The following is a 25,629-nucleotide window of genomic DNA, read 5'->3' as shown; positions in this document are numbered from 1 at the left end:
TTTTGCACCGGACCCCACGGAAACTGTCGATACCGATACCGATACCGATACCGATACCGATACCGATACCGATACCGAGGCGCTGAACACCGATGCGCAGCAGCCCAGCGTGGGCATTGCGGCTGAGCCGTCGTCCCGAGCTGGCGAACCCGTCGCCGCAGTGCCGCCTGAAATGGCCGCGCCGGACGTAACCCCTGCGGCCGGGAACGCACCCGCCAAGGGCCATAACTGGGACCCTGAAGCCGTGCCCGCCATCTCGGCTGCCAAGGCTGCCGCCGATTTCGTGGCGCAGATCTTTGCCGACGTATCGGCGCCCGAGGCCGCGCCCGTCGAGCACAGTGTCGACGTTGAAGGCGTTGACGCCCCGGGTGCATCCGGCGCAGAGGCCGAGCCGCAGGTCGCGCCGCGCGAAGCCATGGCCCAACTGCTGCAAGGTCAGAACATCCTTATCCTGGGGCTGGGCGCCTCGGGCCTGGCCATGGCCCGCTGGTGCGTGCGCTGCGGGGCCGAGGTCACCGTGGCCGACACCCGCGCTGCGCCGCCACAGCTGCCCCTGCTGCAGCAGGAGCTGCCCCAGGTGCGTTTTGTCGCCGGTGCCTTTGATGCCAGCCTGGTGGAAGGCCAAGGCCTGAACGCGGTCTACCGTTCTCCCGGTTTGAGTCCTGAGGCAATAGCTCCTGTTTTGATAGCTGCTGGTGCTTGTGGAATAAGCGCTGGGGGCGAACTAAGTTTGTATTCCATGGCGCTGAACGCGCTGCGGGCATCCCACGGCTACGCACCGGCGGTGCTGGCGATCACCGGTACCAACGGCAAAACCACGGTCACATCGCTCACGGGCCAGCTCGTGGAGCGTTCGGGCAAGAGCGTGGCCGTGGCTGGCAACATCGGCCCTACGCTGCTCGATACCCTGGCGGGCCACATCGACGCGGGCACGCTGCCCGAGGTGTGGGTGCTGGAGTTGTCGAGCTTCCAGCTCGATGGTGTGACCAACTTTGAGCCCACTGCGGCGACCGTGCTCAACATCACGCAGGACCACCTGGACTGGCACGGTGACATGGCGGCCTACGCGGCGGCCAAGGCGCGCATCTTTGGCCAGACGGGGCTCATGATTTTGAACCGCGAAGACGTGGCCGTGATGCAGATGCTGCCGCCTCCGGTCAAGGTCAAGCTGCAAAAGCCCCAGGTGCGTGAGCACCTGACCTTTGGCGCCGACATGCCCCGGCGCCCCGGCGACTTTGGCATTGAGGTCGTGAGCGGCATGCCCTGGCTGGTACGCGCGATGGACGCGGATGAAACCCGCAAGCGCGGCCGCAACGAAGTGGCGGAAGACCTGCACATCCAGCGCCTGATGCCCGCCGATGCGCTGCGCATCCGGGGTCGTCACAACGCGGTGAACGCGCTGGCTGCGCTGGCCCTGGCCTCGGCCGCAGGCTGCACCTTGGCCCCGCTGCTGTACGGGCTGCGCGAATACCGGGGTGAGCCGCACCGTGTGGAGCCCGTGGCCATCATCAACGGCATTGAGTACTTTGACGACAGCAAGGGCACCAACGTGGGTGCCACGGTGGCGGCCCTTACGGGCCTGGGCGCAGAGCGCCGCATCGTGGTCATCCTGGGTGGCGAAGGCAAGGGGCAGGACTTCTCGCCGCTCGCAGCGCCGGTGTCGCGCTATGCGCGCGCTGCGGTGCTCATCGGGCGCGATGCGCCACAGATCCGCGCTGCGCTGCAGGACTGCGGTGTGGTACTGCTGGATGCCGAGACGTTGCCTCAGGCGGTGGCTCTGGCCACGCAGCGGGCCCATGCGGGCGATGCCGTGCTGATGTCGCCCGCCTGCGCCAGCTTTGACATGTTCAAGGACTACGAACATCGCGCACAGGTCTTCTGCGACGCGGTGCGCACGCTGGCAGACGATGCCGGGCAATCCCTGGAGGGCATGGCATGACGGCCGATGTGCGCAACTCCACATTGCTGCAGCGGGTGACCGGCTGGTTTGGCGGCCTGCCCGGCAAGGCGGCCGACGTATTGCCGGTGCGCGTGGGTGGCACCGAGTACCGCCAGTCGTCGAGCACACCGGCCAGCGTGCTGGGCTTCGACCAGGCCCTGCTGTGGGTGGTGGTCGCGTTGCTGGCCTGGGGGCTGGTGATGGTGTATTCGGCCTCGATTGCCATGCCGGACAACCCGCGTTTTGCCAACTATGCCTCCACCCATTTTCTGACCCGCCACGCGATGTATCTGGTGATCGGGTTTGTGGTGGCCTTGCTGGCCTTCCAGGTGCCGATGGCGCTGTGGGAGCGTGCGGCGCCGTGGTTGTTCGTGGTCGCATTGCTGCTGCTGATCGCGGTGCTGATCCCCGGCGTGGGCAAGGTCGTCAACGGTGCGCGGCGCTGGTTGTCCATCGGACCCATTGGCTTTCAGCCCTCTGAAGTGGCCAAGTTTGCCGTGCTCATCTATGCGGCCGACTACATGGTGCGCAAGATGGAAGTGAAGGAGCGGTTTTTCCGCGCCGTGCTGCCCATGGGCGCTGCCGTGGGCATTGTGGGCGTGCTGCTGCTGGCCGAACCCGACATGGGCGCGTTCATGGTGGTGGCGGTCATCGCCATGGGCATTCTGTTTCTGGGGGGCGTCAACGCCCGCATGTTCTTTCTCATCGCCGGGGTGCTGGTGGCGGCTTTTGGCGTGATGATCGCCAGCTCGCCTTGGCGCCGCGAACGCGTGTTTGCCTACCTCGACCCCTTCAGCGAGGAGCACGCTCTGGGCAAGGGCTACCAGCTCTCGCACTCGCTCATCGCCATCGGGCGCGGCGAGATTTTTGGTGTGGGCCTGGGCGGCAGCGTGGAAAAGCTGCACTGGCTGCCCGAAGCGCACACCGACTTTTTGCTCGCCGTGATCGGCGAGGAGTTTGGCCTGGTGGGCGTGGTCACGCTCATCGTGCTGTTCTTGTGGATGACGCGCCGCATCATGCACATCGGCCGCCAGGCGATTGCCCTGGACCGCGTGTTCGCTGGATTGGTGGCGCAGGGCGTGGCGATCTGGATCGGCTTTCAGGCCTTCATCAACATGGGCGTGAACCTGGGCGCGTTGCCCACCAAGGGGCTCACGCTGCCGTTGATGAGCTTTGGGGGGTCTGCGATTTTGATGAACCTGGTGGCGCTTGCGGTGGTATTGCGGGTCGACTACGAGAACAAGCTCCTCATGAGAGGGGGCCGCGTATGAGCGCGCAGAAGACTGCTCTGATCATGGCCGGTGGCACCGGTGGCCACATCTTTCCGGGCCTTGCGGTGGCCGAAGAGCTGCGCACGCGTGGCTGGCGTGTGCACTGGCTGGGCGCGCCCGGCAGCATGGAGGCGCGCATCGTGCCCACGCACGGCTTCGCCCTCGAACTGATTGACTTCTCGGGCGTGCGCGGCAAAGGCATCGTGACGCTGGCCCTGCTGCCGCTGCGCCTGTTGCGTGCCTTCTGGCAAGCCCTGCAGGTGGTGCGGCGCGTCAAGCCCGATGTGGTGGTGGGCCTGGGCGGATACATCACCTTTCCGGGCGGCATGATGGGGGTGCTGGCAGGCAAGCCGCTGGTGCTGCACGAGCAGAACTCGGTGGCGGGCATGGCCAACAAGGTGCTGGCCGGAGTGGCCGACCGGGTGTTCACCGCCTTCCCCAACGTGTTCAAACAAGGCCAGTGGGTGGGCAACCCCCTGCGCACGCCGTTCACGCAGCAGCCCGGCCCGGCCGAGCGGTTTGCGGGGCGCGTCGGTCCGCTGCGCCTGCTGGTGGTGGGTGGCAGCCTGGGGGCGCGCGCACTCAACGAGATCGTGCCAAAGGCTATTGCCCTGATGCCTGCCGACCAGCGCCCGCAGGTGATTCACCAGAGCGGCGCCACGCAGATCGACGCCCTGCGGGCCAACTATGCGGCTGCAGGGGTCGAGGCGGAGTGCACGCCCTTCATCGATGACACCGCCAGCGCGTTTGCGGCGGCCGACATCATCGTCTGCCGCTCTGGCGCGAGCACGGTCACCGAGATCGCTGCCGTGGGCGCTGCTGCCTTGTTTGTGCCGTTCCCGTCAGCGGTGGACGACCACCAGACCACCAATGCCAGGTTCCTCATGGATGCCGGTGGCGGCTGGCTGGTGCAGCAGCGCGACCTGACGCCCGAAGGGCTGTCGCAGATGCTATTGAAATTGGAGCGCCCTGCGCTTGTAGATATTGCGCTGAAGGCCAAAAACATGCAAAAAATCAACGCCACCCGCGAAGTGGTGACTGCCTGCGAGGAGTTGGCATGAAACACGCGATTCGCCATATCCATTTTGTGGGCCTGGGCGGCGCGGGCATGAGCGGCATCGCCGAGGTGCTGTTCAACCTGGGCTACCGCATCTCGGGCTCGGACCTGGCCGACAGCGCCACGCTGCGCCGCTTGGAGGGGCTGGGCATCAAGACCTGCCTGGGCCATGCGGCTGCGCACATTGACGGTGCCGATGCGGTGGTCACCTCCACCGCCGTCACGCCCGACAACCCCGAGGTGCTGGCAGCGCGCGAGAAAAAAATTCCCGTGGTGCCCCGCGCGCTGATGCTCGCCGAGCTGATGCGCCTGAAGCAGGGCATCGCCATTGCAGGCACCCACGGCAAGACGACCACCACCAGCCTCGTGACCAGCGTGCTGGCCGAGGCGGGCCTGGACCCGACCTTTGTGATCGGCGGCAAGCTCAACAGCGCAGGCGCCAATGCCAAGCTGGGCAGCGGCGACTACATCGTGGTCGAGGCCGATGAGTCCGACGCGTCGTTCCTGAACCTGCTGCCCGTGATGGCCGTGGTGACCAACATCGACGCCGACCACATGGAGACCTACGGCCACGACTTCGGCCGGCTCAAGGGCGCGTTTGTCGATTTCCTGCACCGCATGCCGTTCTACGGCACGGCCATCCTGTGTGTGGACAGTCCCGCCGTGCGCGACATCCTGCAAAGCGTGACCTGCCCCATCACCAGCTACGGCTTTTCGGAAGACGCGCAGGTGCGCGCCATCAACGTGCGCGCCGAGGCGGGCCAGATGCGCTTTACCGTGCAGCGGCGCAACGGCGTCACGCTGCCCGACATGGAGATCGTGCTCAACCTCGCGGGCGAGCACAACGTGCTCAACGCGCTGTCGGCCATTGCCGTGGCCGTGGAGCTGAACATTCCGGACGAAGCCGTACAGCGTGCGCTGGCGGGCTTCAAGGGCGTGGGCCGGCGCTTCCAGCGTTATGGTGACCTGCCCGCCAAAGACGGCGGCCGGTTCACCGTGATCGACGACTACGGCCACCACCCGGTGGAGATGGCGGCCACCTTGGCTGCCGCACGGGGAGCCTTCCCGGGGCGCCGCTTGGTGCTGGCTTTCCAGCCACACCGCTACAGCCGCACGCGCGATTGCTTCGAGGATTTTGTGAAGGTCATTGGCAATGCCGATGCCGTGCTGCTCACTGAGGTGTATGCCGCTGGGGAGGCGCCTGTGGTGGCCGCCGATGGTCGATCGCTGGCCCGTGCGCTGCGCGTGGCGGGCCGCGTGGAGCCGGTGTTCATCGACAACGTGGCCGACCTGCCGCAAGCCATTGCCGACAACGCGAAGGACGGCGACGTGGTGATGTGCATGGGCGCAGGGTCGATTGGCGCCGTACCTGGCAAGGTGGTGGAGATGCTACAAAATAGTGAGCTTTCAGCGCTTGAAGGGAGCGCGCTATGACCGTTTTTGATTCCAATTTTGATGTGAAATCCCTGGGCAAGGTTGCCGTACTGATGGGCGGTGACTCGGCCGAGCGCGAGGTCTCGCTGATGTCTGGCAGCGGGGTGCTGCAGGCGCTGCGTTCGCGCGGGGTGGATGCCCATGCCTTCGACCCCGCGCAGAACGCGCTGGGCGACCTGAAGCGCGACGGCTATGCACGCTGTTTCATCGCGCTGCACGGCCGCCATGGCGAGGACGGTACGGTGCAGGGCGCATTGGAGCTGCTGCGCATCCCGTACACCGGCCCCGGCGTGATGGCCTCGGCCATCGCGATGGACAAGGTCATGACCAAGCGCGTGTGGCTGGCCGAGGGCCTGCCCACACCGCGCTATGTGTGGCTGGCACCCGACCGCCAGCAGCGCGAGGTGGTGCGCACCGTGCCCGATGAGCTGGGCCTGCCCCTCATCGTGAAGCCGCCGCGCGAAGGCTCCTCCATCGGCGTGACCAAGGTGCGTGGCTACTCGGACATGCAGGAGGCCGTGCAGCTGTCTGCCCAGTACGACCCCGATGTGTTGTGCGAAGAGTTCATCGAAGGCGAAGAAGTGACCTGCCCCGTGCTGGGCCAGGGCGCCAGTGCCCGTGCGCTGCCAGTGATCCGCATCGTGGCGCCCGACGGTGCCTACGACTACCAGAACAAGTATTTCACCGATGACGTGAAGTACCAGTGCCCGAGCGGCCTGCCCGAGGCTGAGGAGCGCGAGATCCAGCGCATCGTGCTGGAGGCTTACCGCACCCTGGGCTGCCGGGGCTGGGGCCGTGCCGACTTGATGATCCGCGCCAGCGATCGCAAGCCCTTCCTGCTGGAGATGAACACGTCCCCCGGCATGACCGGGCATTCGCTGGTGCCGATGTCCGCACGGGCTTCGGGCATCAGCTACGAAGAGCTGTGCCTGCGCATCCTGGCCGATGCCGCCTTGGACACACCGACAAGGTCGAAGGCCGACTGATGACCCAAACGTTGCCCGCACCGCTGGACGTCAAGCTCATGAACCTGACCGCATCGGTCTTGTTCGTGGGCTGCGTCCTGCTTGTGCTGGCGGCGGGGGCCTGGTGGGTGCTGCGCTACCCGGGCTTTGCGATTGCGCGCATCGTGGTGCAGGGCGAGCTGGTGCACAACAACGCGGTGACCTTGCGGGCCAATGTCGCGCCGCACCTGGTGGGCAATTTCTTCACGGTGGATTTGCGTGCCGCGCGCGAGGCCTTCGAGCAAGTGCCCTGGGTGCGCCGCGCCCAGGTGCGGCGGGTGTACCCCGGCAGCCTGCGCGTAGAGCTGCAGGAGCATGACGCCGTGGCGTACTGGGGGCCGGACACCGGCTCTGCACTGGTCAACAGCCAGGGCGAAGTGTTCGAGGCCAACGTGGGTGATGTGGAACAGGACGGCCTGCCGCGCCTGCTGGGACCTGCGGGCAGCTCCCCCGAGGTGCTGCAGATGTTTGGACTGCTGCAGCCGGTGTTCAAACCGCTCGGGCTGGAGGTGGAAACGCTGGAGCTGACGGGGCGGGGCGGTTGGCGGGCCACGCTGGACAGCGACGCCGTGGTGGAGCTGGGCGGCGGCACACCGCAGGAGGTGGTGCAGCGCACGCAACGCTTCACGCGCACCCTGACACAGGTGGCTGCGCAGTACGGGCGGCGTGTGGATGCCCTGGAGTCCGCCGACCTGCGGCATGCCGGGGGCTACGCCCTGCGCATGCGCGGTGTGACCACGGTGGTGACCGATACCGCAGCGGCGACTGCTTCGGCAAGTGCTGTGCGCAGGAGGTAATGGCATGCAGCAACAGCAACAGCGCTGGTATGTGGAGCGGGACGCAGGTGGGTTCGTGAATGGGGCCGTGGGGCGGCGGGACAGAACAGAGAAGGGCAGAGACTGATATGGCAAGAGAATACAAAGACGTTGTGGTGGGGCTGGATATCGGCACCGCCAAGGTCATGGCCGTGGTGGCCGAGGTCCTGCCCAATGGCGAGCTCAAGCTTGCAGGCTTGGGCGTGGCCCCGAGCAATGGCCTCAAGCGCGGTGTGGTGGTGAACATCGACGCTACCGTGCAAAGCATCCAGCAGGCCCTGAAAGAGGCCGAGCTGATGGCCGACTGCAAGATCCAGCGTGTGTACACCGGCATCACCGGCAGCCATATCCGGGGGCTCAACTCCAGCGGCATGGTGGCCGTGAAGGACAAGGAAGTCACCTCGGCCGACGTGGCGCGCGTGGTCGAGACGGCCAAGGCCATCAACATCAGCAGCGACCAGCGCCTGCTGCTGGTGGAGCCGCAAGAGTTTGTGATCGACGGGCAGGATGTGAAAGAGCCCATCGGCATGAGCGGCATCCGCCTGGAGGCCAAGATCCACATCGTGACCGGTGCGCAGAGCGCGGCCGAAAACATCATCAAGTGCGTACGCCGTTGCGGCCTGGAGGTCGAGCAGCTCATGCTGAACCCGCTGGCCAGCAGCCAGGCCGTGCTGACCGACGATGAGCGCGAGCTGGGTGTGGTGGTGGTGGACATTGGCGCGGGCACGACGGATGTGGCCATCTTCACCGGCGGCGCGATCCGCCACACTGCAGTGATTCCGATTGCGGGCGACCTCATCACCAGCGACATCGCCATGGCGCTGCGCACGCCCACCAAGGACGCTGAAGACATCAAGGTGGAAAGCGGCTACGCCAAACAACTGCTGGCCGACCCCGAGGCGCAGGTGGAGGTGCCGGGCCTGGGCGACCGCAGCCCGCGCATGCTGAGCAAGCAGGCGCTGGCCGGTGTGATCGAGCCGCGGGTGGAAGAAATTTTCTCGCTCGTGCAGCAGGTGGTGCGCGAGTCGGGCTATGAAGAAGTGCTGTCGTCGGGCATCGTGCTCACAGGCGGCAGCTCGGTGATGCCCGGCATGATCGAGCTGGGCGAAGACATCTTCCTCAAGCCCGTGCGCCGAGGCATTCCCAAGTATTCCAGCGCGTTGTCTGACATGGTGGCCCAGCCCCGTGCTGCTACTGTCATGGGGCTTCTCGAAGAGGCCCGGCTGGCCCGTTTGCGCGGCTTCAAGGTGGCGCAAAAGAGCGGGTCCATGAAGACGGCGTTCGGCCGTTTCAAAGATTTCATCGTGGGGAATTTCTGACCATGAAATACCCAGGAATGAGCGCCGCCGGGCCGCCCCAAGGTGCGAAGGCCCCCTTGGGGGGCAGCGCAGCACACGCAGTGGCAAGCGTGGGGGCCTTGTGGTTAGCCCGTGGTAGCCCGCACGGCACTGCGCGAGAGCGATGGCGATGTACAGGACCGCCTCGTTCTCCAGCCACCAGTACCCCCTTCCCCATATGGCAATTGCCTACGAATTTAGAAACAGGAGCTCCAAGATGACCATCGAAATGATCGAAGCCGAAGAATTCAACCAGGGCACCCAGATCAAGGTGATCGGTGTGGGCGGTGGCGGCAGCAATGCCGTCGAGCACATGATTTCCCGCAGCGTGCAGGGCGTGGAGTTTGTCAGCGCCAATACCGACGCGCAGGCGCTCACGCGCAGTTCGGCCCACCGTGTCATCCAGCTGGGTGGCAGTGGTCTGGGGGCAGGCGGCAAGCCTGAAAAGGCGCGCGATGCAGCCGAAGCGGCAGTTGAAGACATCCGCGACGCCATCCAGGGCGCGCACATGCTGTTCATCACGGCCGGCATGGGCGGCGGCACGGGCACGGGGGCTGCCCCGGTGATCGCGCGCATCGCCAAGGAGATGGGTATTCTGACCGTGGGTGTGGTGACCAAGCCTTTCGACTGGGAAGGTGGCCGCCGCATGAAGAACGCCGACGAAGGCCTGGCCGAGCTGGAAGCCAATGTGGATTCGCTGATCGTGGTGCTCAACGAAAAGCTGCTCGATGTGCTGGGCGATGACATCACCCAGGACGAAGCCTTTGCACACGCCAACGATGTGCTCAAGAACGCCGTGGGCGGTATCGCTGAAATCATCAACGAGTACGGCCAGGTGAACGTGGACTTCGAAGACGTGCGCACCGTGATGGGCGAGCCCGGCAAGGCCATGATGGGCACGGCCACTGCCAGCGGCCCCGACCGCGCCCGCATCGCTGCCGAGCAGGCCATTGCCTGCCCGCTGCTCGAAGGCATCGACCTGTCGGGAGCCAAGGGCGTGCTGGTGCTGGTCACCGCGAGCAAGGGCAGCCTCAAGCTGTCCGAGTCGCGCCAGGCCATGAACACCATCAATGCCTACGCATCGACCGACGCTCATGTGATCTTCGGCGCTGCCTACGACGAAACCCTGGGCGAAGAGATCCGCGTGACCGTGGTGGCCACAGGCCTGTCGCGTGCCAACGCACGCCGCCAGCCCATCTCGGTGGTGCAAGGTGGCCTGCGCACGGGCACGGACAATATGGCCTACCAGATGCCCATGGCCGGTGTGGGAACGCTCGGGGGGGCTGTGGGTGTGCAAGGCGGCCACACGGGCAGCGCGCAAGCCGACTACGGCAGCATGTCGGTGCCCAGCGTGTGGCGCACCAACCGCACCCAGGCTGCGGCCCGTGTGGACGCGCTGTCCTCGGGTGGCATGGATGACCTGGAGATCCCGGCTTTCCTGCGCAAGCAAGCCGACTGATCGACAACAGGCTCTTCCATGGGCCGCAAGACAAGAAGCCCTGCCAGCACAAGCTGGCAGGGCTTCTTTTTTGGCAGCGAGGTTTGCTTGCGCTGTGCTTGTGCTGCTTCAGGTCCTTGGGGTCAGAAGGACTCCCAGTCGTCGTTGTTGTTGTCCGCTGCAGGTTTGGGGCTGCTGGCCTTGGGCGGCAGCGCCGCTGCCGGGGCCTTGGCGGGTGACGCGGGGCGGGGTGCAGCGGCCTTGGCCAGTGCGGGGCGCGGTGCGGCAGCGCGTACGGGAGCGGGTGTGGGGCGGGGTGTGGCCGCAGGGGCGGGCCGGTTTGCCGGGGACGGTGCTGGGGCATTGCTGCCATTGACCCGGAACAGCGCGACCACCTGGGTGAGCTTCATGGCCTGCTCGCGCAGACTGTCTGCGGCGGCAGTGGATTGCTCCACCAAGGCCGAGTTCTGCTGCGTCATCTGGTCGAGCTGGTTCATGGCCGTGTTGACCTGGGCAATGCCCTGGCTCTGCTCGGACGTGGCCGAGCGGATTTCGCCAATGATGTCGGTCACGCGCTGAACGCTTTCCACGATCTCGGTCATGGTGGCGCCCGCATTGCCCACCAGCTGCGTGCCCGACTCCACCTTTTCGACCGACGCGCCAATCAAGGCCTTGATCTCCTTGGCGGCTTCGGCACTGCGTCCGGCCAGGCTGCGCACCTCGCTGGCCACCACGGCAAAGCCCCGGCCTTGCTCGCCCGCGCGGGCCGCCTCGACGGCGGCATTCAAGGCCAGGATATTGGTCTGGAAGGCGATGCCATCGATCACGCCGATGATGTCGCTGATCTTGTTGCTGCTGGCGTTGATGTCCTGCATGGTGGCCACCACCCGCGACACCACTTCACCCCCACGTGCCGCTACTGCAGCGGCCGATGTGGCCATCTGGTTGGCCGTCTGCGCGGAGTCCGAGGTCTGCTTGACGGTGCTGGTCAGTTCCTCCATGCTGCTGGCCGTGCTTTGCAGGTTGCTGGCGGTGTCTTCGGTGCGGTGGGCAAGGTCGTTGTTGCCCTGCGCGATTTCGCTCGACGCGGTGGCGATGCTGTCGGTGGCGGCGCGCACGTCGGTGACCAGCTTGCGCAGCGAAGTGACCATGTGGGCGAGCCCGTCAAGCATCGAGCCTGGGTGGGCCGTGGGGATGTGTGTATCGAGATTGCCTTCGGCCACTTCCGACATGATCGCGATGGCGTCAGTGGGCTCTCCCCCGATCTGGCGCAGCACGGAGCGCGATACGAACAGGCCGATGGCCCCCACCACAAGAATCACCACCACCACCATGGCAAGGCTCGACAGCAGGGCCTTGCGCAGCAGCATGTCTACGTCATCGGTATACAGCCCCGAGCCCACCATCCAGTTCCAGCCGTCTACACGGACGATGTACTGGAGCTTGGGCACCGGGGTGGTCTGGTTGGGGCGGGCAAACATGGTGGGGACAAACGCCTTGCCATCCTTGCTGCTGCGCATGCCGTTCACCAGCAGGGCGATGATGTCCACCCCCGAGCCGTCCTTGACCTTGCCCAGCATGTTCTGCCCATCCCACTCGGGTTTGAAGGGGTGCATCACCCCCACGCCCTCGGTGGTCCAGATGTAGAAATACTCGGTCTTGCCCTCGGGGCCGCCATAGCGCGCAATGCGCAGGGCGTCCTTGGCGGCCTTTTGGGCCTCCTCCTGGGGCATGGCGCCGCTGGCGGCCTTGGCCTGGTAAGCGGCCACAATGCTGTGGGCGGACTGGACGGCGGTGGTCAGCAGCTCTTTTCGGGACTCGGTGATGAGTCGTCGCTCCTGCAGGAGGGAGGTGACGGCCATGATCAGCAGCGCGACAAGCGCAGTGCCGATCATGAGCATGATTTTCATTTTGAAGCTGAGCTTGCTCATGGGAGTCTCCTGGGGGGCATTTGTGGTGTGTTCATGTTGTATCTTTTCAAGGCCCTCTGGCCCCAAATTGTGCGGCGAACCCGGGGGCCTGCGCAGTAGGTGAAAACGCGGCGGTAGCTCTACGTACGGGCCCCAAGCGCTCCGGGCATGGCGTCTGCAAGGCAGGCAAGACCTCAGCCCGTGCGGGACAGGGCGCCAGAAACTAAAATGGCGGGATGCTCCAGCAACGCACCCTCAAGACACTGACCCGCGCCGTAGGCGTCGGGCTGCACAGCGGCCAGCGGGTCGAGTTGACGCTGCGGCCCGCGCAGCCGGACACGGGGATTGTCTTTCGGCGGGTGGATCTGCCACAGCCCGTGGACATCCCGATCCGCGCCGAGGCCGTGACGGACACCCGGCTGGCATCCACCATCGCGGTCGGCAATGCCAAGGTGCACACGGTGGAACACCTGATGTCGGCCTGTGCGGGGCTGGGGCTGGATAACCTTTATGTGGACATCACGGCCGAAGAGGTGCCTATCCTCGACGGATCTTCCGCATCTTTCGTTTTCCTGCTCCAGAGCGCAGGGGTCGAGCTGCAAAACGCGCCCAAGCGCTTCATCCGCGTCCTGCGGCCGGTGGAGGTCCGCGAGGGCGAGGGCGCCAATGCCAAATGGGCACGTTTGACGCCTTACCACGGCTACAAGCTCAGTTTCGAGATCGACTTTGACCACCCGGCCGTGGACTCCACCGGCCAGCGTGTGGAGTTTGACCTGGGGCAAGGCAACTACAGCCGCGACATTGCCCGCGCCCGCACCTTCGGCTTTACCCGCGATGTGGAGATGATGCGCTCCAACGGCCTGGCGCTGGGCGGCGGGCTGGACAACGCCATCGTGATGGACGACTACAAGGTGCTCAACAGCGACGGCCTGCGCTACGACGACGAGTTCGTGAAGCACAAGATCCTGGATGCCATGGGCGACCTGTACCTCATTGGCAAGCCCCTGCTGGCTGCGTACAGCGCTTTCCGCTCGGGCCACGCCATGAATAACCTCTTGCTGCGCGAGCTGTTGGCCCAGCGTGATGCCTGGGAGGTGGTCACCTTCGAGGATGAGCGCCAGGCCCCCACCGGCTTCGCGCAACCTGCGCGCGCCTGGTAGCACGCACATGTTGATCTTTCGCTGGCTGGCCATGCTGCTGCTTCTGGCGGCTGCCGTGTCGTTTGCGTTTTATGCCGGTACGGGGCAGGCGCGCTACAAGCGCCTGGGGCTCATCATCCTCAAGTGGACGGTGATTGCCGCCGTCTTTTTCTTTGCGGTGATCCTCATTGGCCGACTCGCGTGATGCGCGGGCTCTGCAACGCAGTATTTTCTCTGGCCTATACTCGCGCCTGCTCCGGGGTGTGCTGATGCGCTGAGATGCAAGAGGCCTGAAGAAATTCAGACCAGCTTGCGAACCCGACGAACTTGATCCGGTTCATACCGGCGGAAGAAGAGCCGACCTCCTTGTCCCCGTGCCCCCAGTCCCTGTGGGCACGTCATGCCCCAGGCGCTGCCGCCCCTGGGGGGCGCACAGGTCCATTCCGGAGCAGACCCCACCGCCCACCGGAACCAGGAGACCTGCCCATGAACGCCCCCGATCCCATCGCTCGCGAGAAATTTGCTGAATTGCTGGCGCTGACGCGCGAGCCCTTCCCCGCATCGCGCAAAGCCTATATTCCCGGCCAACTGCACACCGACCTGCGTGTGCCCGTGCGCGACATCGCGTTGACCAACGGCGAGCTGGTCAGCGTGTACGACACCTCCGGCCCTTACACCGACCCTGAAGCCGTGATCGACGTGCGCAAGGGCCTGGCCAGCGTGCGCGGGGGCTGGATCACCGGCCGTGGCGATGTCGAGCACTACGAAGGCCGCGCGCCCGTGGCGCTGGACGATGGGCAAAAGACCGAAGACGCCACGCGCCTGGCCCAGCTGCGCGCCGAGGCCGCCGCCCTGCAGCGCAAGCCCCTGCGCGCCAAGGCCGGTGCCAACGTCACGCAGATGCACTACGCCAAGAAAGGCATCATCACGCCCGAGATGGAGTACGTGGCCATCCGCGAAAACGGCAAGCGCGAGTGGATGGAGCAGTACATGGCTGACGCAGGCCGCGAGCAGCGCCTGATGGGCAACCCGATGGGTGCCAGCATCCCGCGCATCATCACCCCCGAATTCGTGCGCGACGAAGTGGCCCGGGGCCGCGCCATCATCCCCGCCAACATCAACCACCCCGAAGTGGAGCCGATGGCAATCGGCCGCAATTTCCTGGTCAAGATCAACGCCAACATCGGCAACTCGGCCGTCACGTCGAGCATTGAAGAAGAGGTGGAAAAGCTCGTGTGGGCGATCCGCTGGGGTGCCGACAATGTGATGGATCTTTCCACTGGCAAGAACATCCACACCACACGCGACTGGATCGTGCGCAACTCGCCGGTGCCGATTGGCACGGTGCCGATCTACCAGGCGCTCGAAAAGGTGGGCGGCGTGGCCGAAGACCTGACCTGGGAAATCTTCCGCGACACGCTGATTGAGCAGGCCGAGCAGGGCGTGGACTACTTCACCATCCACGCGGGCGTGCGCCTGGCCTACATCCACCTCACGGCGCAACGGCGCACGGGCATCGTCTCGCGCGGCGGCTCCATCATGGCCAAGTGGTGCATGGCACACCACCGCGAGAGCTTCCTGTACGAGCACTTCGAGGACATCTGCGACATCATGAAGGCGTACGACGTGTCGTTCAGCCTGGGCGATGGCCTGCGTCCCGGCTGCGCGTCCGACGCCAATGACGAAGCGCAATTCGCCGAACTGCACACGCTGGGCGAACTCACGCAAGTGGCTTGGAAGCACGACGTGCAGACCATGATCGAAGGCCCCGGCCATGTGCCCATGCACATGATCCAGGCCAACATGACCGAGCAGCTCAAGACCTGCCACGAAGCGCCGTTCTACACCCTGGGCCCGTTGACCATCGACATCGCACCGGGCTATGACCACATTGCCAGCGCGATTGGCGCGGCCATGATCGGCTGGATGGGCACGGCCATGCTGTGCTACGTGACGCCCAAGGAACACCTGGGCCTGCCCGACCGTGATGACGTGAAGCAGGGCATCATCGCCTACAAGATCGCCGCCCACGCGGCCGACGTGGCCAAGGGTCACCCGGGTGCCCGCTCGCGTGACGATGCGCTGAGCCAGGCGCGCTTCGACTTCCGCTGGCAGGACCAGTTCAACCTGGGCCTGGATCCGGAAACAGCGAAGGAGTACCACGACGAAACCCTGCCCAAGGACTCGGCCAAGGTGGCGCATTTCTGCTCGATGTGCGGCCCCAAGTTCTGCTCGATGAAGATCACGCAGGAAGTGCGTGACTTTGCAAAGCAAAAGGGTGTGGCCGAGGCTGAAGCCCTGGCCCAGGGCATGCAGACCAAGGCTGCAGAGTTTCAGAAGAGCGGGGGCGAGTTGTACATCCCCCTGAAGCCCGTTTGAGAACAGTGCAATAAGCGCAGCTACTGGCCCCGAGGATTCCCTGAAACAGGGCCTCGGGGCCGTGCTTACCCTGTGCGGTGGATAGCCCCGCCCGGCATATAGTCCCGCCCACCCCCGGTTCAGAAGACCGGGAGGAAGGGCGTGTGGCACTAAATTTGCTATGCTGAGTTACCTGTTAAAAAATGTAAGGAAGAGCCATGAATGCTCTCGGCCGCTTCTCTATCCGCACACGTCTTTACTTCGGAACCGTTTTTTCGCTGATTCTTCTGATCGTCATTGGCGCCATGGGCTACGTGGCCCTGGACCGCACCCGGGGCACATTGCAAGAGCTGTTTTCGCAGCGGGTGCAAACCCTGACCGATATGTCCGACCTGCGCACGACCCTGGGTGACCTGCGCCGGACCGAAAAAGACATCATCATCAATTTCAACAACTCGGTCGAGGTCTCTGCCCTGCGCGAGTCCTGGGCCAAGACCCTGGCTGCCCTGCGCAAGAGCCTGGCCGAGGTGCGCCAGGTGCAGTCGGGCGATGCAGAGTTTGTGGCCTCCATCGACAAATCCCTGGACGAGATCAAGCAGTACGAAACCGGCATTGCCCCCATCTTCGAGAAGATCGAGGGGGCGCAGCTCGATGGTGCGGGGGGCGGTGCCTACGCCGACCGCCTGAAGGTCCACATGGAGGCCACCGACAAGCTGTTCTCCAGCCTGGCCAGCGCGGCCCGCTCGCAGATGGACGAGGCCCGTGCGGCGGTTGAATCGCGCACTTCCACCATGTCGGCGTTGATTGGCATCGGGCTGGTGCTGGGGTTGGCGGTGCTGATTCCGCTCACCTTCTTCAGCGTGCGCTCCATCACCAAGTCGCTGGGGCAGGCGCAGGAACTGGCCGACCGCATTGCCAGTGGTGACCTCTCTCGCGATGTGGCGGCCATGAACCAGGACGAGGTGGGCCAGCTGGTGTCGGCCATGGGCCGCATGCAGGACGCCTTGCGGGGCCTGGTGCGCCAGGTGCAGGACGCGGCAGGCAACATCACCACCGCCAGTTCCGAGATCGCCAGCGGCAACCATGACCTGAGCCACCGCACCGAGCAGACCGCGGCCAATCTGGAGGAAACCGCTTCGTCCATGGAGCTGCTGACCAGCACCGTGCAGCAAAGCGCCCAGTCCTCCCGCCAGGCCAGCGACTTCGCTTCGTCGGCCGCCGAAGTGGCCGCACGCGGTGGTGCCGTGGTGTCGCAGGTGGTGACCACCATGGACCAGATCACCACCAGCTCGCGCAAGATTGCCGACATCACCGGTGTCATCGACTCCATTGCCTTCCAGACCAACATCCTCGCGCTCAACGCGGCCGTGGAAGCCGCGCGCGCCGGTGAACAGGGCCGGGGCTTTGCCGTGGTGGCCAGCGAGGTGCGCAACCTCGCGCAGCGCAGCGCCGAGGCGGCCAAGGAGATCAAGGGTCTGATCGGTTCGTCGGTGGAACGCGTCGAAGATGGATCGCGCCTAGTCAGCCAGGCCGGGCAGACCATGACCGAGATTGTGAGCAGCGTGCGGCGCGTGTCCGACATCATTGCGGAGATCACCGCTTCGTCGGCCGAGCAAAGTGACAACATCGGCCAGATCAGCCAGTCCGTGAGCCAACTCGACCAGATGACGCAGCAGAACGCCGCGCTGGTGGAAGAGTCCACCGCTGCCTCTGAATCGCTGCGCGAACAGGCGCTGCACCTGAGCAGTGCGGTCAGCCAGTTCAAGCTGCAGGACGGCGGGGCTCCTGCACCCTCGGTCTTCAGCGCGGCAGCGGCGCCCGCTGCGCCAGCCGTGGCCCAGGCGCAGCGCAGGCCTGCGCTGCGCATACGTTAATTTTGAGCATTTTTGACCGCTAGGGACCCTCTGCACGAATCACCGCGCCGTGTGCATCTGCGGTCTCGGGAGGTCTGCGGCGTTGCAAAACCTCGCAATAGCTACGGCTATTGCTGCGTTTTGCGCCTTGCAGCCCATCACGATCCGCAGCGCACACTTGCCGCTCGATTCGTGCAGAGGATCCCTAGCGCTTATCTATTAAGCGCTAGTTGCTATCAAAATAATATCAAACTGGCCTCTGCGGCTGGCTAGTCCCGCGTCACCCGCAGCACTTCCTCGCGGCTGGTGATGCCTGCTGCAATCAGCCGTTCCCCATCCTCGCGCATCAGCGCCATGCCGTCGGCCAGCGCGGCGGTGCGGATGTCGGCTTCGGACGCCTGGTTGTGGATTTGCGCGCGGATCGCGTCGGTGGTCACCAGCAACTCGAACACACCGGTGCGGCCCGTGTAGCCCGTCTGGCCGCAGTGCTCGCACCCGCTGCCGTGGCAGTGGCTGCAGTATTTGCGCACCAGCCGCTGGGCCAGCACGCCGAGCAGGGACGACGACAACAGGAACGGCTCCACCCCCATGTCGGTCAGCCGCGTGACGGCGCTGGCTGCGTCGTTGGTGTGCAGCGTGGCCAGCACCAGGTGGCCCGTGAGTGAGGCCTGGATGGCGATCTGTGCGGTTTCGAAGTCGCGGATTTCGCCGATCATGATGATGTCCGGGTCTTGGCGCAGGATGGCGCGCAGGGCCTTGGCAAAGGTCAGCTCGATCTTGCTGTTGACCTGCGTTTGCCCTACCCCGGGCAGCTCGTACTCGATGGGATCTTCCACCGTCATGATGTTGTTGCGCGTGGCATCGAGCCGACCCAGCGCCGCATACAGCGTGGTCGTCTTGCCCGAGCCGGTGGGCCCTGTCACCAGGATGATGCCGTGCGGCTGGCTGATCAGCCCCTCGAAGCGGCGCAGCGTCTCACCCTGCATGCCCACGGCTTCCAGGCTCAGCTTGCTTTCGCTCTTGTCCAAGAGGCGCAGCACCGCGCGTTCGCCATGGGCGCTGGGCAGGGTGGAAACGCGTACGTCGATGGCGCGGGTGCCCAGGCGCAGGCTGATGCGGCCGTCCTGCGGCAGGCGTTTCTCAGAGATGTCCAGGTCGGCCATGATCTTCAGGCGCGAGATCAGCGCGGCGTGCAGTGCGCGGTTGGGTTGCACCACCTCGCGCAGGGTGCCGTCCACGCGAAAACGCACGCTGGAATGGCGCTCGTAGGGCTCGATGTGGATGTCGCTCGCGCCGTCGCGCGCGGCCTGCGTGAGCAGGGCGTTGAGCATGCGGATGATGGGTGCGTCGCCAGCCGATTCCAGCAGGTCTTCCACGGCGGGCAGCTCCTGCATCATGCGCGAGAGGTCCGCGTCGCTCTCGACCTCGCTCACCACGGTGGCGGCGCTTGATTCGCTGTGCGAATACACGGCGCTGATGCGCTGGGCCAGGGCCGGGGCGTCCAGCGGCAGCAACTGCTGCACCGGGTGTTTGCGCAGCACTTCGGACAGCGCACCGGCGTCGGGGTGGGGGCCATGCCACAGCACCAGCTGGTGGCCGTCGTCCTCCAGCAGCAGCTGGGCGGTGCGGGCAAAGGCGTAGGGCAGGGGGTGGCGCATGGGCGTGGGTCCGTCAGAGCGCCTTGGGCGAGACCGTAGCGTTGAGTGCCAGACTGCGCACGGTGGCGGCAGCGGCATTGGCAGCGTCTTCGGTGTTGTAGGGGCCCACACGCACGCGGGTGAGTGTGCCCCGGTTGGTGTCTACCGCCTGGATGGACAGGGGCAGTGCCGTGCTGCGCAGCTTGGTCATGGCGCTGCGCGATTCCGCATCCTTGCCAAACACACCCACGTTCACGTAGTACAGCGGCGCGGGGACCTGCGCCTGGGCTGTGGGGCTGGACTGCTCCACAGGCGCGCTGCTTTGGGGAGCAGTACCCGGTGTGGGTAGAGGGGGCGCTACAGGGGTGAGCTGCTGCATGGGAACGGGCACCGGCGCGGCGGGCTGCACAGGCATGGGGCTGGCGACCGAAGGCGCCCGCTCGGGCAGCGCGGGAAGGATGGGGGCGCCAGAGACCGAATTCATGACAGTGCTGGGGGCGGGCTGCGTGGCCTGCTGCAGCGCGCGGATCGCTTCGTAGCGGTCCACGACCAGTGCGTCGCTGGTGGCGTTGTCGCGCACCACGATGGGGCGCAGGAAGATCATCAGGTTGGTCTTGCGGCGCGAGCGGTTCTCGCTTTTGAACAGGTTGCCCACCACGGGCAGGTCACCCATCAGGGGTACTTTGTCCTCGCCCTGCGAGTAGGTGTCCTCCAGCAGGCCGCCGATGACGATGATGCTGCCGTCGTCCACCACTACGTTGGATTCGACCGCACGTTTGCTGGTGGTGGGGCCGGTGGCATTGGACAGGGTGGAGCGGTCGATCTTGGAGATCTCCTGGTAGATCGCCATTTTCACCGTGCCGTTCTCGCTGATCTGCGGGCGCACCTTGAGCATCAGGCCCACGTCCTTGCGCTCGACGGTGTTGAACGGATTCACGGTGCCGCTGTTGCCGGTGTTCGCATACGAGCCCGTGACGAAGGGCACGTTGTCGCCGATGAGGATGCGTGCCTCCTCGTTGTCCAGCGTCATCAGGTTGGGGGTGGACAGCACGTTGGCATCGCCGCTGTTCTGCAGGAAGTTGGCAAGCGCGCCCAGGTAATACTGGCCGTTGATGCGTGGCGCCAGAGCCAGGTTCAGGCCCCCGCCCAGGCCGCTCGCGGCAGTGGCGATGCTGCTGGTGCTGCCCGAAGCCAGCGCTGCCGTGATCCCCAGGATGTTGGCACCTGCTGCACCGGAGTTGGTGCCGATCACGCCCACCGTGCCATCGCCTTGTTTGCCCAGAATGCCCTGCCACTGGATGCCGAACTGCGCCACCTTGTTGGCGGCAACTTCCACGATCAGGCTTTCCACCAGCACCTGTGCGCGGCGTCCGTCGAGCTTGTCGATCACTGCACGCAACTGGCGGTACAGGGGCTCGGGCGCCGTGATGATGAGCGAGTTGGTGGTGGGGTCGGCCTGGATCTGGCCGCCCGTGGACGGCTGGTTGTTGTTGGTGCTGCTGGTGCCCATGCCACTGCTTCCCGAGCCCAGTCCCCCACTGCTGCCACCTGATAGACCGCTGCCTGTGGACAGCATGTTGCCGCTGGTGCCTCCACCGCCGAGGCCGCCACTGGGCGCGGCCGGTGCGGCGCTTGCGCCCGCGCTGCCACCGCCCGTGTTGCCGGTGCCGCCCATGGCTGCCATGGCGGCACGCAGCGTGGTGGCCAGCTTGGTGGCGTCGGCGTTCTTCAGGTACACCACATGGATGTTGCCGGTGGACGCACTGCTGCCGGGCGCAGGCGCCTGGTCCAGCTGTGCCACCAGCGCGCGCACCTGGGCCACACGGGCCGGGTTGGCGGCGCGCAGGATCAGCGCGTTGCTGCGCGGCTCGGCAATCAGCGTGGTCTTGAACGAGGTGTCCGCCTGCCCCTGTGCGGCGACCGGCGCGGCACCGCTGCCCCCGTCGATCAGGCGCGCCACCAGCGGCGCGAGGTCAGTGGCGACGGCGTTGCGCAGCGGGATCACTTCCACATCGCTGGCGTTGGAGACATCCATGGCCGCCACGATGCGCGCCAGGCGCTGCAGGTTGTCAGCGTAATCGGTGATCACCAGCGAGTTGTTGCCGGGGTTCACGTTGATGGTGTTGTTGGGGCTGATCAGCGGGCGCAGCACGGGCACCAGATTGGCGGCGTTTTCAAAGTTGAGCTTGAAGATCTGGGTGACGATCTGACCGCCACCGGGCGCGCTGCCAGAGCTGCCCTGCACCACGCTCACGCTGCCGCCTTGCAGTTTGGCGTCGGCCTCGGGCACCACCTTGTACAGGCCTGCAGCCTCCACCACCGTAAAGCCCTGCAGCCGCAGCGCGGCCAGGAACTGCTGGAAGGCGGCGGCGGGCGACACGGCGCGTTCGGTGACCAGGTTGAGCTGGCCCTTCACGCGCGGGTCGACCACCACGTTGCGGCCCGTGATGGTGGCCATGGTGCGGGCCACGGCTTCGATCTCGGCGTTGGCGAAGTTCAGGGTGACGGGCTCGCCGGCGCGCACGCTGCCGGTGCCGGTATCAATGGCGGTTTGGGCGATAATTTGCCCGCTAGCGCACGCCAGTATTGCGATAGCTGCTATTGCTTTAAGAGCAAAACCCAGGCGTGGTGACAACAAGGAGTTCATAGGTTCAACCCACGGTGATGATGGAGCGCGCGCCGTTGCGTCGTCCAATGATGTTCAGAAGATTCGACAGGGCGGCTTCGCGCTCGGGGGTGGCGCTGGCCTCGCCCGCAAAGCGCAGGCGGTTGCCCACCCACTGGCCGGTGCCGTTGAGCTGCAGGTGACCGTCCAGCGTGCTCAGCGTGAGCGTGGGCGCCTCGCCGCCCTGCACCGCCAGCCGGTAGCTGCCCATGGGGCGCAGGGTGGACAGGCGGGACGACATGGCCCGTGCATCCAGCTGCACCTGGCCTGCCAGGGACATGCGTCCGGCACTCCAGCGCATGGTGAAGCCACGGGTCTGCAGCGCCAGCTGGCCCTGGGGCTGCAGCGTGTTCCAGGGCGTGCCCAGCCCGGTCAGCACGGAGGCCGGCCACAGGCTCTCGCCGTCGATGATGGTCAGGCGCGTACCGGACCAGCCGGCACTCGCCTGCAGTCGCAGGGGTGTAGGGGTGCAGCAGCTGGCATTCAGTTGCGCGTGCAAGCCACCCCAGCCGGGGCGGATGCGCCAGTCCAGGCGGCTGGGCAGGGCGGCGCTGTCCTGGCTGGCCGAGCCCCCCGTCAGCACCAGTTGGGCCGAACCTGTCCAGACCGTACCGCGTGCCTGCAGCAACTGTACCTGTCCGCCCGTTGCGCTGGCGACACTTTGTGCCAGCCAGTGCGCGGGTGCAAACGCCACCACGGCAGGCACTACGCCCGCCACAGCGCCGACCAGCGCCCAGCCCCATGCGCTGCGGGGAGTGCGGGGTACGGGTTTTCGGTGTCGTGAGGAGGTGGCCACGGGAGAGAGTGTCTGTGCGGGGGCTGATTCAGGGCTGGGCAGGCGGCAGGGCCAGCACCAGAGTGCCGTCCCAACGTGGCATCGCCGTGGCCGCGTTGCCCAGTTTGACCGGTGCCGGGGCGTTGGGTGCGGAGCCTGCAGGGGCGGCGCTGCGCGTCAAGCGCGCCTCCACCGGGGCGGCGCGGGCGTTGCTGCGTGCCTGGGCCAGCCATTGGGCCAGCGCATCGGCGGGAGCGCCTTTGAGCGTGACCGTGGCGCGGTCTCCCACCACATTGAGCTGGGCCGTATTGCCCAGGCGCTGTGTGAGCGCGGTACGCAGCGCACCGACGGAATCGCCGCGCGTGTTGCGCGGGGCCGACTGCAGCTGCTGCGCTTCGGCGCGCAGGCCTTGCATGCGCTGCAGCTGTGAGTCCAGCTCGGCATGGCGCGCGGGTGCGGCGCGCAACGTGGACAGGGCCGGGGCCACGGCCAGCCACCACAGCAGGGCAAACGCGACGAGGCCACCTGCGGCCAGGACCAGGGTCTGCTCCCGGGGGGCCAGGGCCTGCCAGCGGGCGCGCAGGGCGGGAGAGGTGATGACAGTCATGGTGTGCCTTCAGCGCGCAGCAGCAGGCTGCCGTCGTCCAGCCGGGCCCGGTAGCCCGCAGCCTGCAGGCGGGCCGAGAGCACGGTTTCTTCATCGGGGGCCAGCGTGACGCCGCGCAGGCGCAGCTCGCCGGGGGCGTATTCGATGCCCGTGGGCTGGCGGCCGCTGGGGAGGGAGGCTCCGGCGGCGGCAAGCAGGGGCTCCAGGTCGCGGGCCGAAACGGCGCCGGCCGCCTGCCGCAGCTGGGCCAGCTCGCGCTCCATCTGCACCGGGGCATCCACCACCACCTGCACCTTGGGGAAAGTCTGGGTCAGCGTGGACCGCACGGCCGCCTGTTTGGCGGCCAGCGCCTTGCGCTCCTGCCAGGCCCAGGCATTGAGACCCACCAGATGCGCCACCACCAGCAGTGCTGCGCCCCAGCGCGCTGCGCGCCACTGCGGGGCGTTCAGCAGTGCGCTGGCCAGGCTGCCCGCCTTGCGCAGCGCCCGGGTGCGGCCGGTGCTGGCCAGATCGAACTGGGCCAGATCCCAGTCGCCGCGCGCGGCGTCCAGCGCCCGCTGGCTGGCCGTGTGCAGAGCCACGCGCTGGCCCAGCGTGCGCTCTGCCAGGGCCGCGACCGCAGGCTCGGCGCGCACCACGGGCGCATCGTCTCCGTCCGTGGCCGTATCCTGGGGGAGCCCGGCACGGGCCAGCATCACGGAGGCAATGGACAGGGGCAACACGGCCACGCCGTGTTCGGCGCCCTGCCCAGTCAGCACCACGCAGGCGTCTTCGGGGGTGCCCAGGGCGCACAGCTCGGGGCGGCCACTTTGGGTGGGGCCGGGGGCGAATTCAGGCACGACACGCGACACGCGGCGACCAGCGGCTTCCAGGGCCTGCAGGTTGTCGCGCAGCCAGGTGCGGTCGCACACCGCCACCCACACGGGTTCTCCGGGATTGGCATCCGGCTGGATGGCAAAGTGCAGCTGTGATGCGTCGTCGAGCAGGCGGTCTTCAAGCAGACCCTCCAGCACCGATCGCAGGCGCGGTGTCTGCTGGCCCGCGCCCAGTGCCAGGCCGGGCGGCAGTTGCACCCGTTGCCAGGACAGCGCCCGGGCGGGTACCACGGCCACCACTTCGCCGCCGGGGCGCGTGGGTTCGGGCAGCAGCGCGGCCGGGGCAGTGGCGTGGCGAAGGGCAGTGTGGCCGTCCGCCGTCAGCGTGTAGCTGTACTCGGTGGCCGGCCCCGGACGGGCCGGCGGCAGGAAAAGGATGAGGGTGCTCATGGACAGGTTTTGCGGGCCATTTTAGGGGGCGGGCTTGACAGTGCGGGCCGAACCTGCGGATGTGTTGCAGATGTGTCAGATTTCAGCGCTGCGCCTCCCGAGCGCCCGGGGCGGTTTCGCGGTCAAAAGCACCCCGTTCGCGCCACAGTGTGGTGACCTCGATGCCCTGTTTGCGCACCAGGGATCGCTCGTCCACCATGGCATCGCCCAGGCGCAGGCGGCCGCGCACCTCAAAGTACGAAGAGGCCACGGCATGGGCGCCTTCATTGATGTCGATGCTGGCACCCAGCAGGTCGCGCACCTCGCTGAGCGTGCGGAAATGCCGGGCCTCGCGGGCCTGCAGCATCTTTTGGGCGCTGGCCATGTCCAGGCCGTCGATGGCGGCCAGCAGCACGTCGATGTCGGCGGTGTTGAGGTTGACCGGCGCGCGCACGGGCAGCAGCGTCACGTGGGGCGCCAGGCGGGCCACGGTGGTGGGCGCCAGGCCCAGCCAGCCCAGTTGCGACATGGTGGGGGGCAGCAGCGGGGCGTTCGTGCTGTCGGTGCCGGTGGTGGCCTGCGCGCGCCGCAGGGCGTCGGTGAGCAGGCTCAGCTCCTGCAGCGGCAGGCCCAGGCGCTCGAACAGCCGCGTGAACTGCCGCAGTGCCAAGGTCTGAACATTGCCGTTGTCGACTAGGTTGGTCAGATTCATGCGGCCCTGCATGTCCGAGATCTGCCCCGACAAAAAGGCCTCGGTGGTGTCGGTGGTGGCGTCGTCCACCTGGCTGACGTTCTTGTCGGCCGCGAGAAAGGTGGACAGCCGTGCCTCCTGCAGCGGCACGGCCCAGGGCTCGGCCAGGTGGTCCGCACCGCCCGAGCGCCCGTCTTCGCGCAGGATCAGGCGCGACCAGTCGAGCGCGCCGACCAGAATCCAGGTGGACTGCACGCGGCCGCGCTCGGCCGTCTCGACCTCGACCGCGCGCCATTGCTGCCACATGGACGCCGCTGCAAAGGTTGCCACGAGGGTGACCGTGAGCATGGCCAGCAGCAGCGCCGCACCGCGTTCCCTGCGGACCGGGCGCGGCCCCATGTGGCGTCCCCCTGGAGCGCTGTGAAACTGGCGCGGCCCAAGCCCGTGCCACCGTG

At 66.4% G+C, this 25,629-nt stretch carries 19 protein-coding genes and 1 riboswitch; of the genes, 12 read left to right on the top strand and 7 right to left on the bottom strand.

Going from position 1 to position 25,629, the window contains the following annotated elements; all coding sequences use genetic code 11:
* The first annotated feature begins 172 nt into the window (after positions 1 to 172).
* From murD to ftsZ, 8 genes are all read left to right on the top strand, one after another.
* Positions 173 to 1,939 (top strand): UDP-N-acetylmuramoyl-L-alanine--D-glutamate ligase, encoded by a 1,767-nt coding sequence (gene murD, locus ACQ4MJ_RS17015; RefSeq protein WP_431153054.1) that lies wholly within the window; start codon positions 173 to 175, stop codon positions 1,937 to 1,939.
* Entirely contained in the window at positions 1,936 to 3,210 is a 1,275-nt protein-coding gene (ftsW, locus tag ACQ4MJ_RS17010) for a putative lipid II flippase FtsW (protein ID WP_055399564.1), read from the top strand. Before murD ends, ftsW begins: the two co-directional genes overlap by 4 nt.
* Positions 3,207 to 4,271, top strand: coding sequence for an undecaprenyldiphospho-muramoylpentapeptide beta-N-acetylglucosaminyltransferase (gene murG / locus ACQ4MJ_RS17005; RefSeq protein WP_431151887.1), 1,065 nt, complete (start codon positions 3,207 to 3,209; stop codon positions 4,269 to 4,271). The genes ftsW and murG overlap by 4 nt, the downstream gene beginning before the upstream one ends.
* On the top strand, positions 4,268 to 5,701 hold the full coding sequence (murC, locus tag ACQ4MJ_RS17000; RefSeq protein WP_431151888.1) for a UDP-N-acetylmuramate--L-alanine ligase: 1,434 nt from the start codon (positions 4,268 to 4,270) through the stop codon (positions 5,699 to 5,701). Before murG ends, murC begins: the two co-directional genes overlap by 4 nt.
* Entirely contained in the window at positions 5,698 to 6,687 is a 990-nt protein-coding gene (locus ACQ4MJ_RS16995; RefSeq protein WP_055399558.1) for a D-alanine--D-alanine ligase, read from the top strand. Before murC ends, ACQ4MJ_RS16995 begins: the two co-directional genes overlap by 4 nt.
* On the top strand, positions 6,687 to 7,502 hold the full coding sequence (locus ACQ4MJ_RS16990; RefSeq protein WP_431151889.1) for a cell division protein FtsQ/DivIB: 816 nt from the start codon (positions 6,687 to 6,689) through the stop codon (positions 7,500 to 7,502). The genes ACQ4MJ_RS16995 and ACQ4MJ_RS16990 overlap by 1 nt, the downstream gene beginning before the upstream one ends.
* 107 nt (positions 7,503 to 7,609) lie before the next feature.
* The gene (ftsA, locus tag ACQ4MJ_RS16985) at positions 7,610 to 8,839 is read left to right on the top strand and encodes a cell division protein FtsA (RefSeq protein ID WP_008903721.1); all 1,230 of its coding nucleotides are present in this window, start codon (positions 7,610 to 7,612) and stop codon (positions 8,837 to 8,839) included.
* A gap of 235 nt (positions 8,840 to 9,074) precedes the next feature.
* A complete protein-coding gene (ftsZ, locus tag ACQ4MJ_RS16980; RefSeq protein WP_431151890.1) occupies positions 9,075 to 10,316 on the top strand; it encodes a cell division protein FtsZ in 1,242 nt (413 codons plus the stop codon).
* Positions 10,317 to 10,438: 122 nt separating this feature from the next.
* Here ftsZ and ACQ4MJ_RS16975 read toward each other — a convergent pair whose 3' ends face one another.
* On the bottom strand, positions 10,439 to 12,226 hold the full coding sequence (locus ACQ4MJ_RS16975; RefSeq protein ID WP_431151891.1) for a methyl-accepting chemotaxis protein: 1,788 nt from the start codon (positions 12,224 to 12,226) through the stop codon (positions 10,439 to 10,441).
* Positions 12,227 to 12,441: 215 nt separating this feature from the next.
* Between ACQ4MJ_RS16975 and lpxC the strand changes: the two genes are divergently transcribed.
* The 4 genes from lpxC to ACQ4MJ_RS16955 all read left to right on the top strand — a co-directional run bounded on the left by lpxC (position 12,442) and on the right by ACQ4MJ_RS16955 (position 17,576).
* Positions 12,442 to 13,365, top strand: coding sequence for a UDP-3-O-acyl-N-acetylglucosamine deacetylase (gene lpxC / locus ACQ4MJ_RS16970; RefSeq protein WP_121422316.1), 924 nt, complete (start codon positions 12,442 to 12,444; stop codon positions 13,363 to 13,365).
* Positions 13,366 to 13,372: 7 nt separating this feature from the next.
* Positions 13,373 to 13,549 (top strand): hypothetical protein, encoded by a 177-nt coding sequence (locus ACQ4MJ_RS16965; RefSeq protein WP_176888338.1) that lies wholly within the window; start codon positions 13,373 to 13,375, stop codon positions 13,547 to 13,549.
* A 42-nt stretch (positions 13,550 to 13,591) separates the two neighbouring features.
* A riboswitch (TPP riboswitch) is annotated at positions 13,592 to 13,715 on the top strand.
* A gap of 115 nt (positions 13,716 to 13,830) precedes the next feature.
* On the top strand, positions 13,831 to 15,723 hold the full coding sequence (thiC, locus tag ACQ4MJ_RS16960) for a phosphomethylpyrimidine synthase ThiC (protein WP_431151892.1): 1,893 nt from the start codon (positions 13,831 to 13,833) through the stop codon (positions 15,721 to 15,723).
* 197 nt (positions 15,724 to 15,920) lie between these two features.
* Positions 15,921 to 17,576, top strand: coding sequence for a methyl-accepting chemotaxis protein (locus ACQ4MJ_RS16955; RefSeq protein ID WP_431151893.1), 1,656 nt, complete (start codon positions 15,921 to 15,923; stop codon positions 17,574 to 17,576).
* A gap of 248 nt (positions 17,577 to 17,824) precedes the next feature.
* Here ACQ4MJ_RS16955 and ACQ4MJ_RS16950 read toward each other — a convergent pair whose 3' ends face one another.
* From ACQ4MJ_RS16950 to gspK, 6 genes are all read right to left on the bottom strand, one after another.
* Positions 17,825 to 19,213 carry a GspE/PulE family protein gene (locus ACQ4MJ_RS16950; RefSeq protein WP_121422318.1) on the bottom strand — a complete coding sequence of 463 codons (1,389 nt, stop codon included), beginning with the start codon at positions 19,211 to 19,213 and terminating at the stop codon, positions 17,825 to 17,827.
* A gap of 13 nt (positions 19,214 to 19,226) precedes the next feature.
* Positions 19,227 to 21,839 (bottom strand): type II secretion system secretin GspD, encoded by a 2,613-nt coding sequence (gene gspD, locus ACQ4MJ_RS16945; RefSeq protein WP_431151894.1) that lies wholly within the window; start codon positions 21,837 to 21,839, stop codon positions 19,227 to 19,229.
* Positions 21,840 to 21,843: 4 nt separating this feature from the next.
* Positions 21,844 to 22,653, bottom strand: coding sequence for a type II secretion system protein N (gspN, locus tag ACQ4MJ_RS16940; RefSeq protein ID WP_121507533.1), 810 nt, complete (start codon positions 22,651 to 22,653; stop codon positions 21,844 to 21,846).
* Positions 22,654 to 22,681: 28 nt separating this feature from the next.
* Complete coding sequence (gene gspM / locus ACQ4MJ_RS16935) at positions 22,682 to 23,239, bottom strand: type II secretion system protein GspM (protein ID WP_055398546.1); 558 nt, start codon at positions 23,237 to 23,239, stop codon at positions 22,682 to 22,684.
* Positions 23,236 to 24,504, bottom strand: a complete 1,269-nt coding sequence (gene gspL / locus ACQ4MJ_RS16930) for a type II secretion system protein GspL (protein ID WP_431151895.1) — start codon at positions 24,502 to 24,504, stop codon at positions 23,236 to 23,238. The genes gspM and gspL overlap by 4 nt, the downstream gene beginning before the upstream one ends.
* A gap of 82 nt (positions 24,505 to 24,586) precedes the next feature.
* Positions 24,587 to 25,573 carry a type II secretion system minor pseudopilin GspK gene (gene gspK, locus ACQ4MJ_RS16925; protein ID WP_431151896.1) on the bottom strand — a complete coding sequence of 329 codons (987 nt, stop codon included), beginning with the start codon at positions 25,571 to 25,573 and terminating at the stop codon, positions 24,587 to 24,589.
* Positions 25,574 to 25,629 lie beyond the last annotated feature (56 nt).

Source organism: Acidovorax facilis (assembly GCF_050626955.1).
Taxonomy (GTDB): domain Bacteria; phylum Pseudomonadota; class Gammaproteobacteria; order Burkholderiales; family Burkholderiaceae_C; genus Acidovorax; species Acidovorax facilis.
The sequence above is the reverse complement of the archived record's forward strand: the minus strand, read 5'-3'. Positions and strand labels throughout refer to the sequence as shown.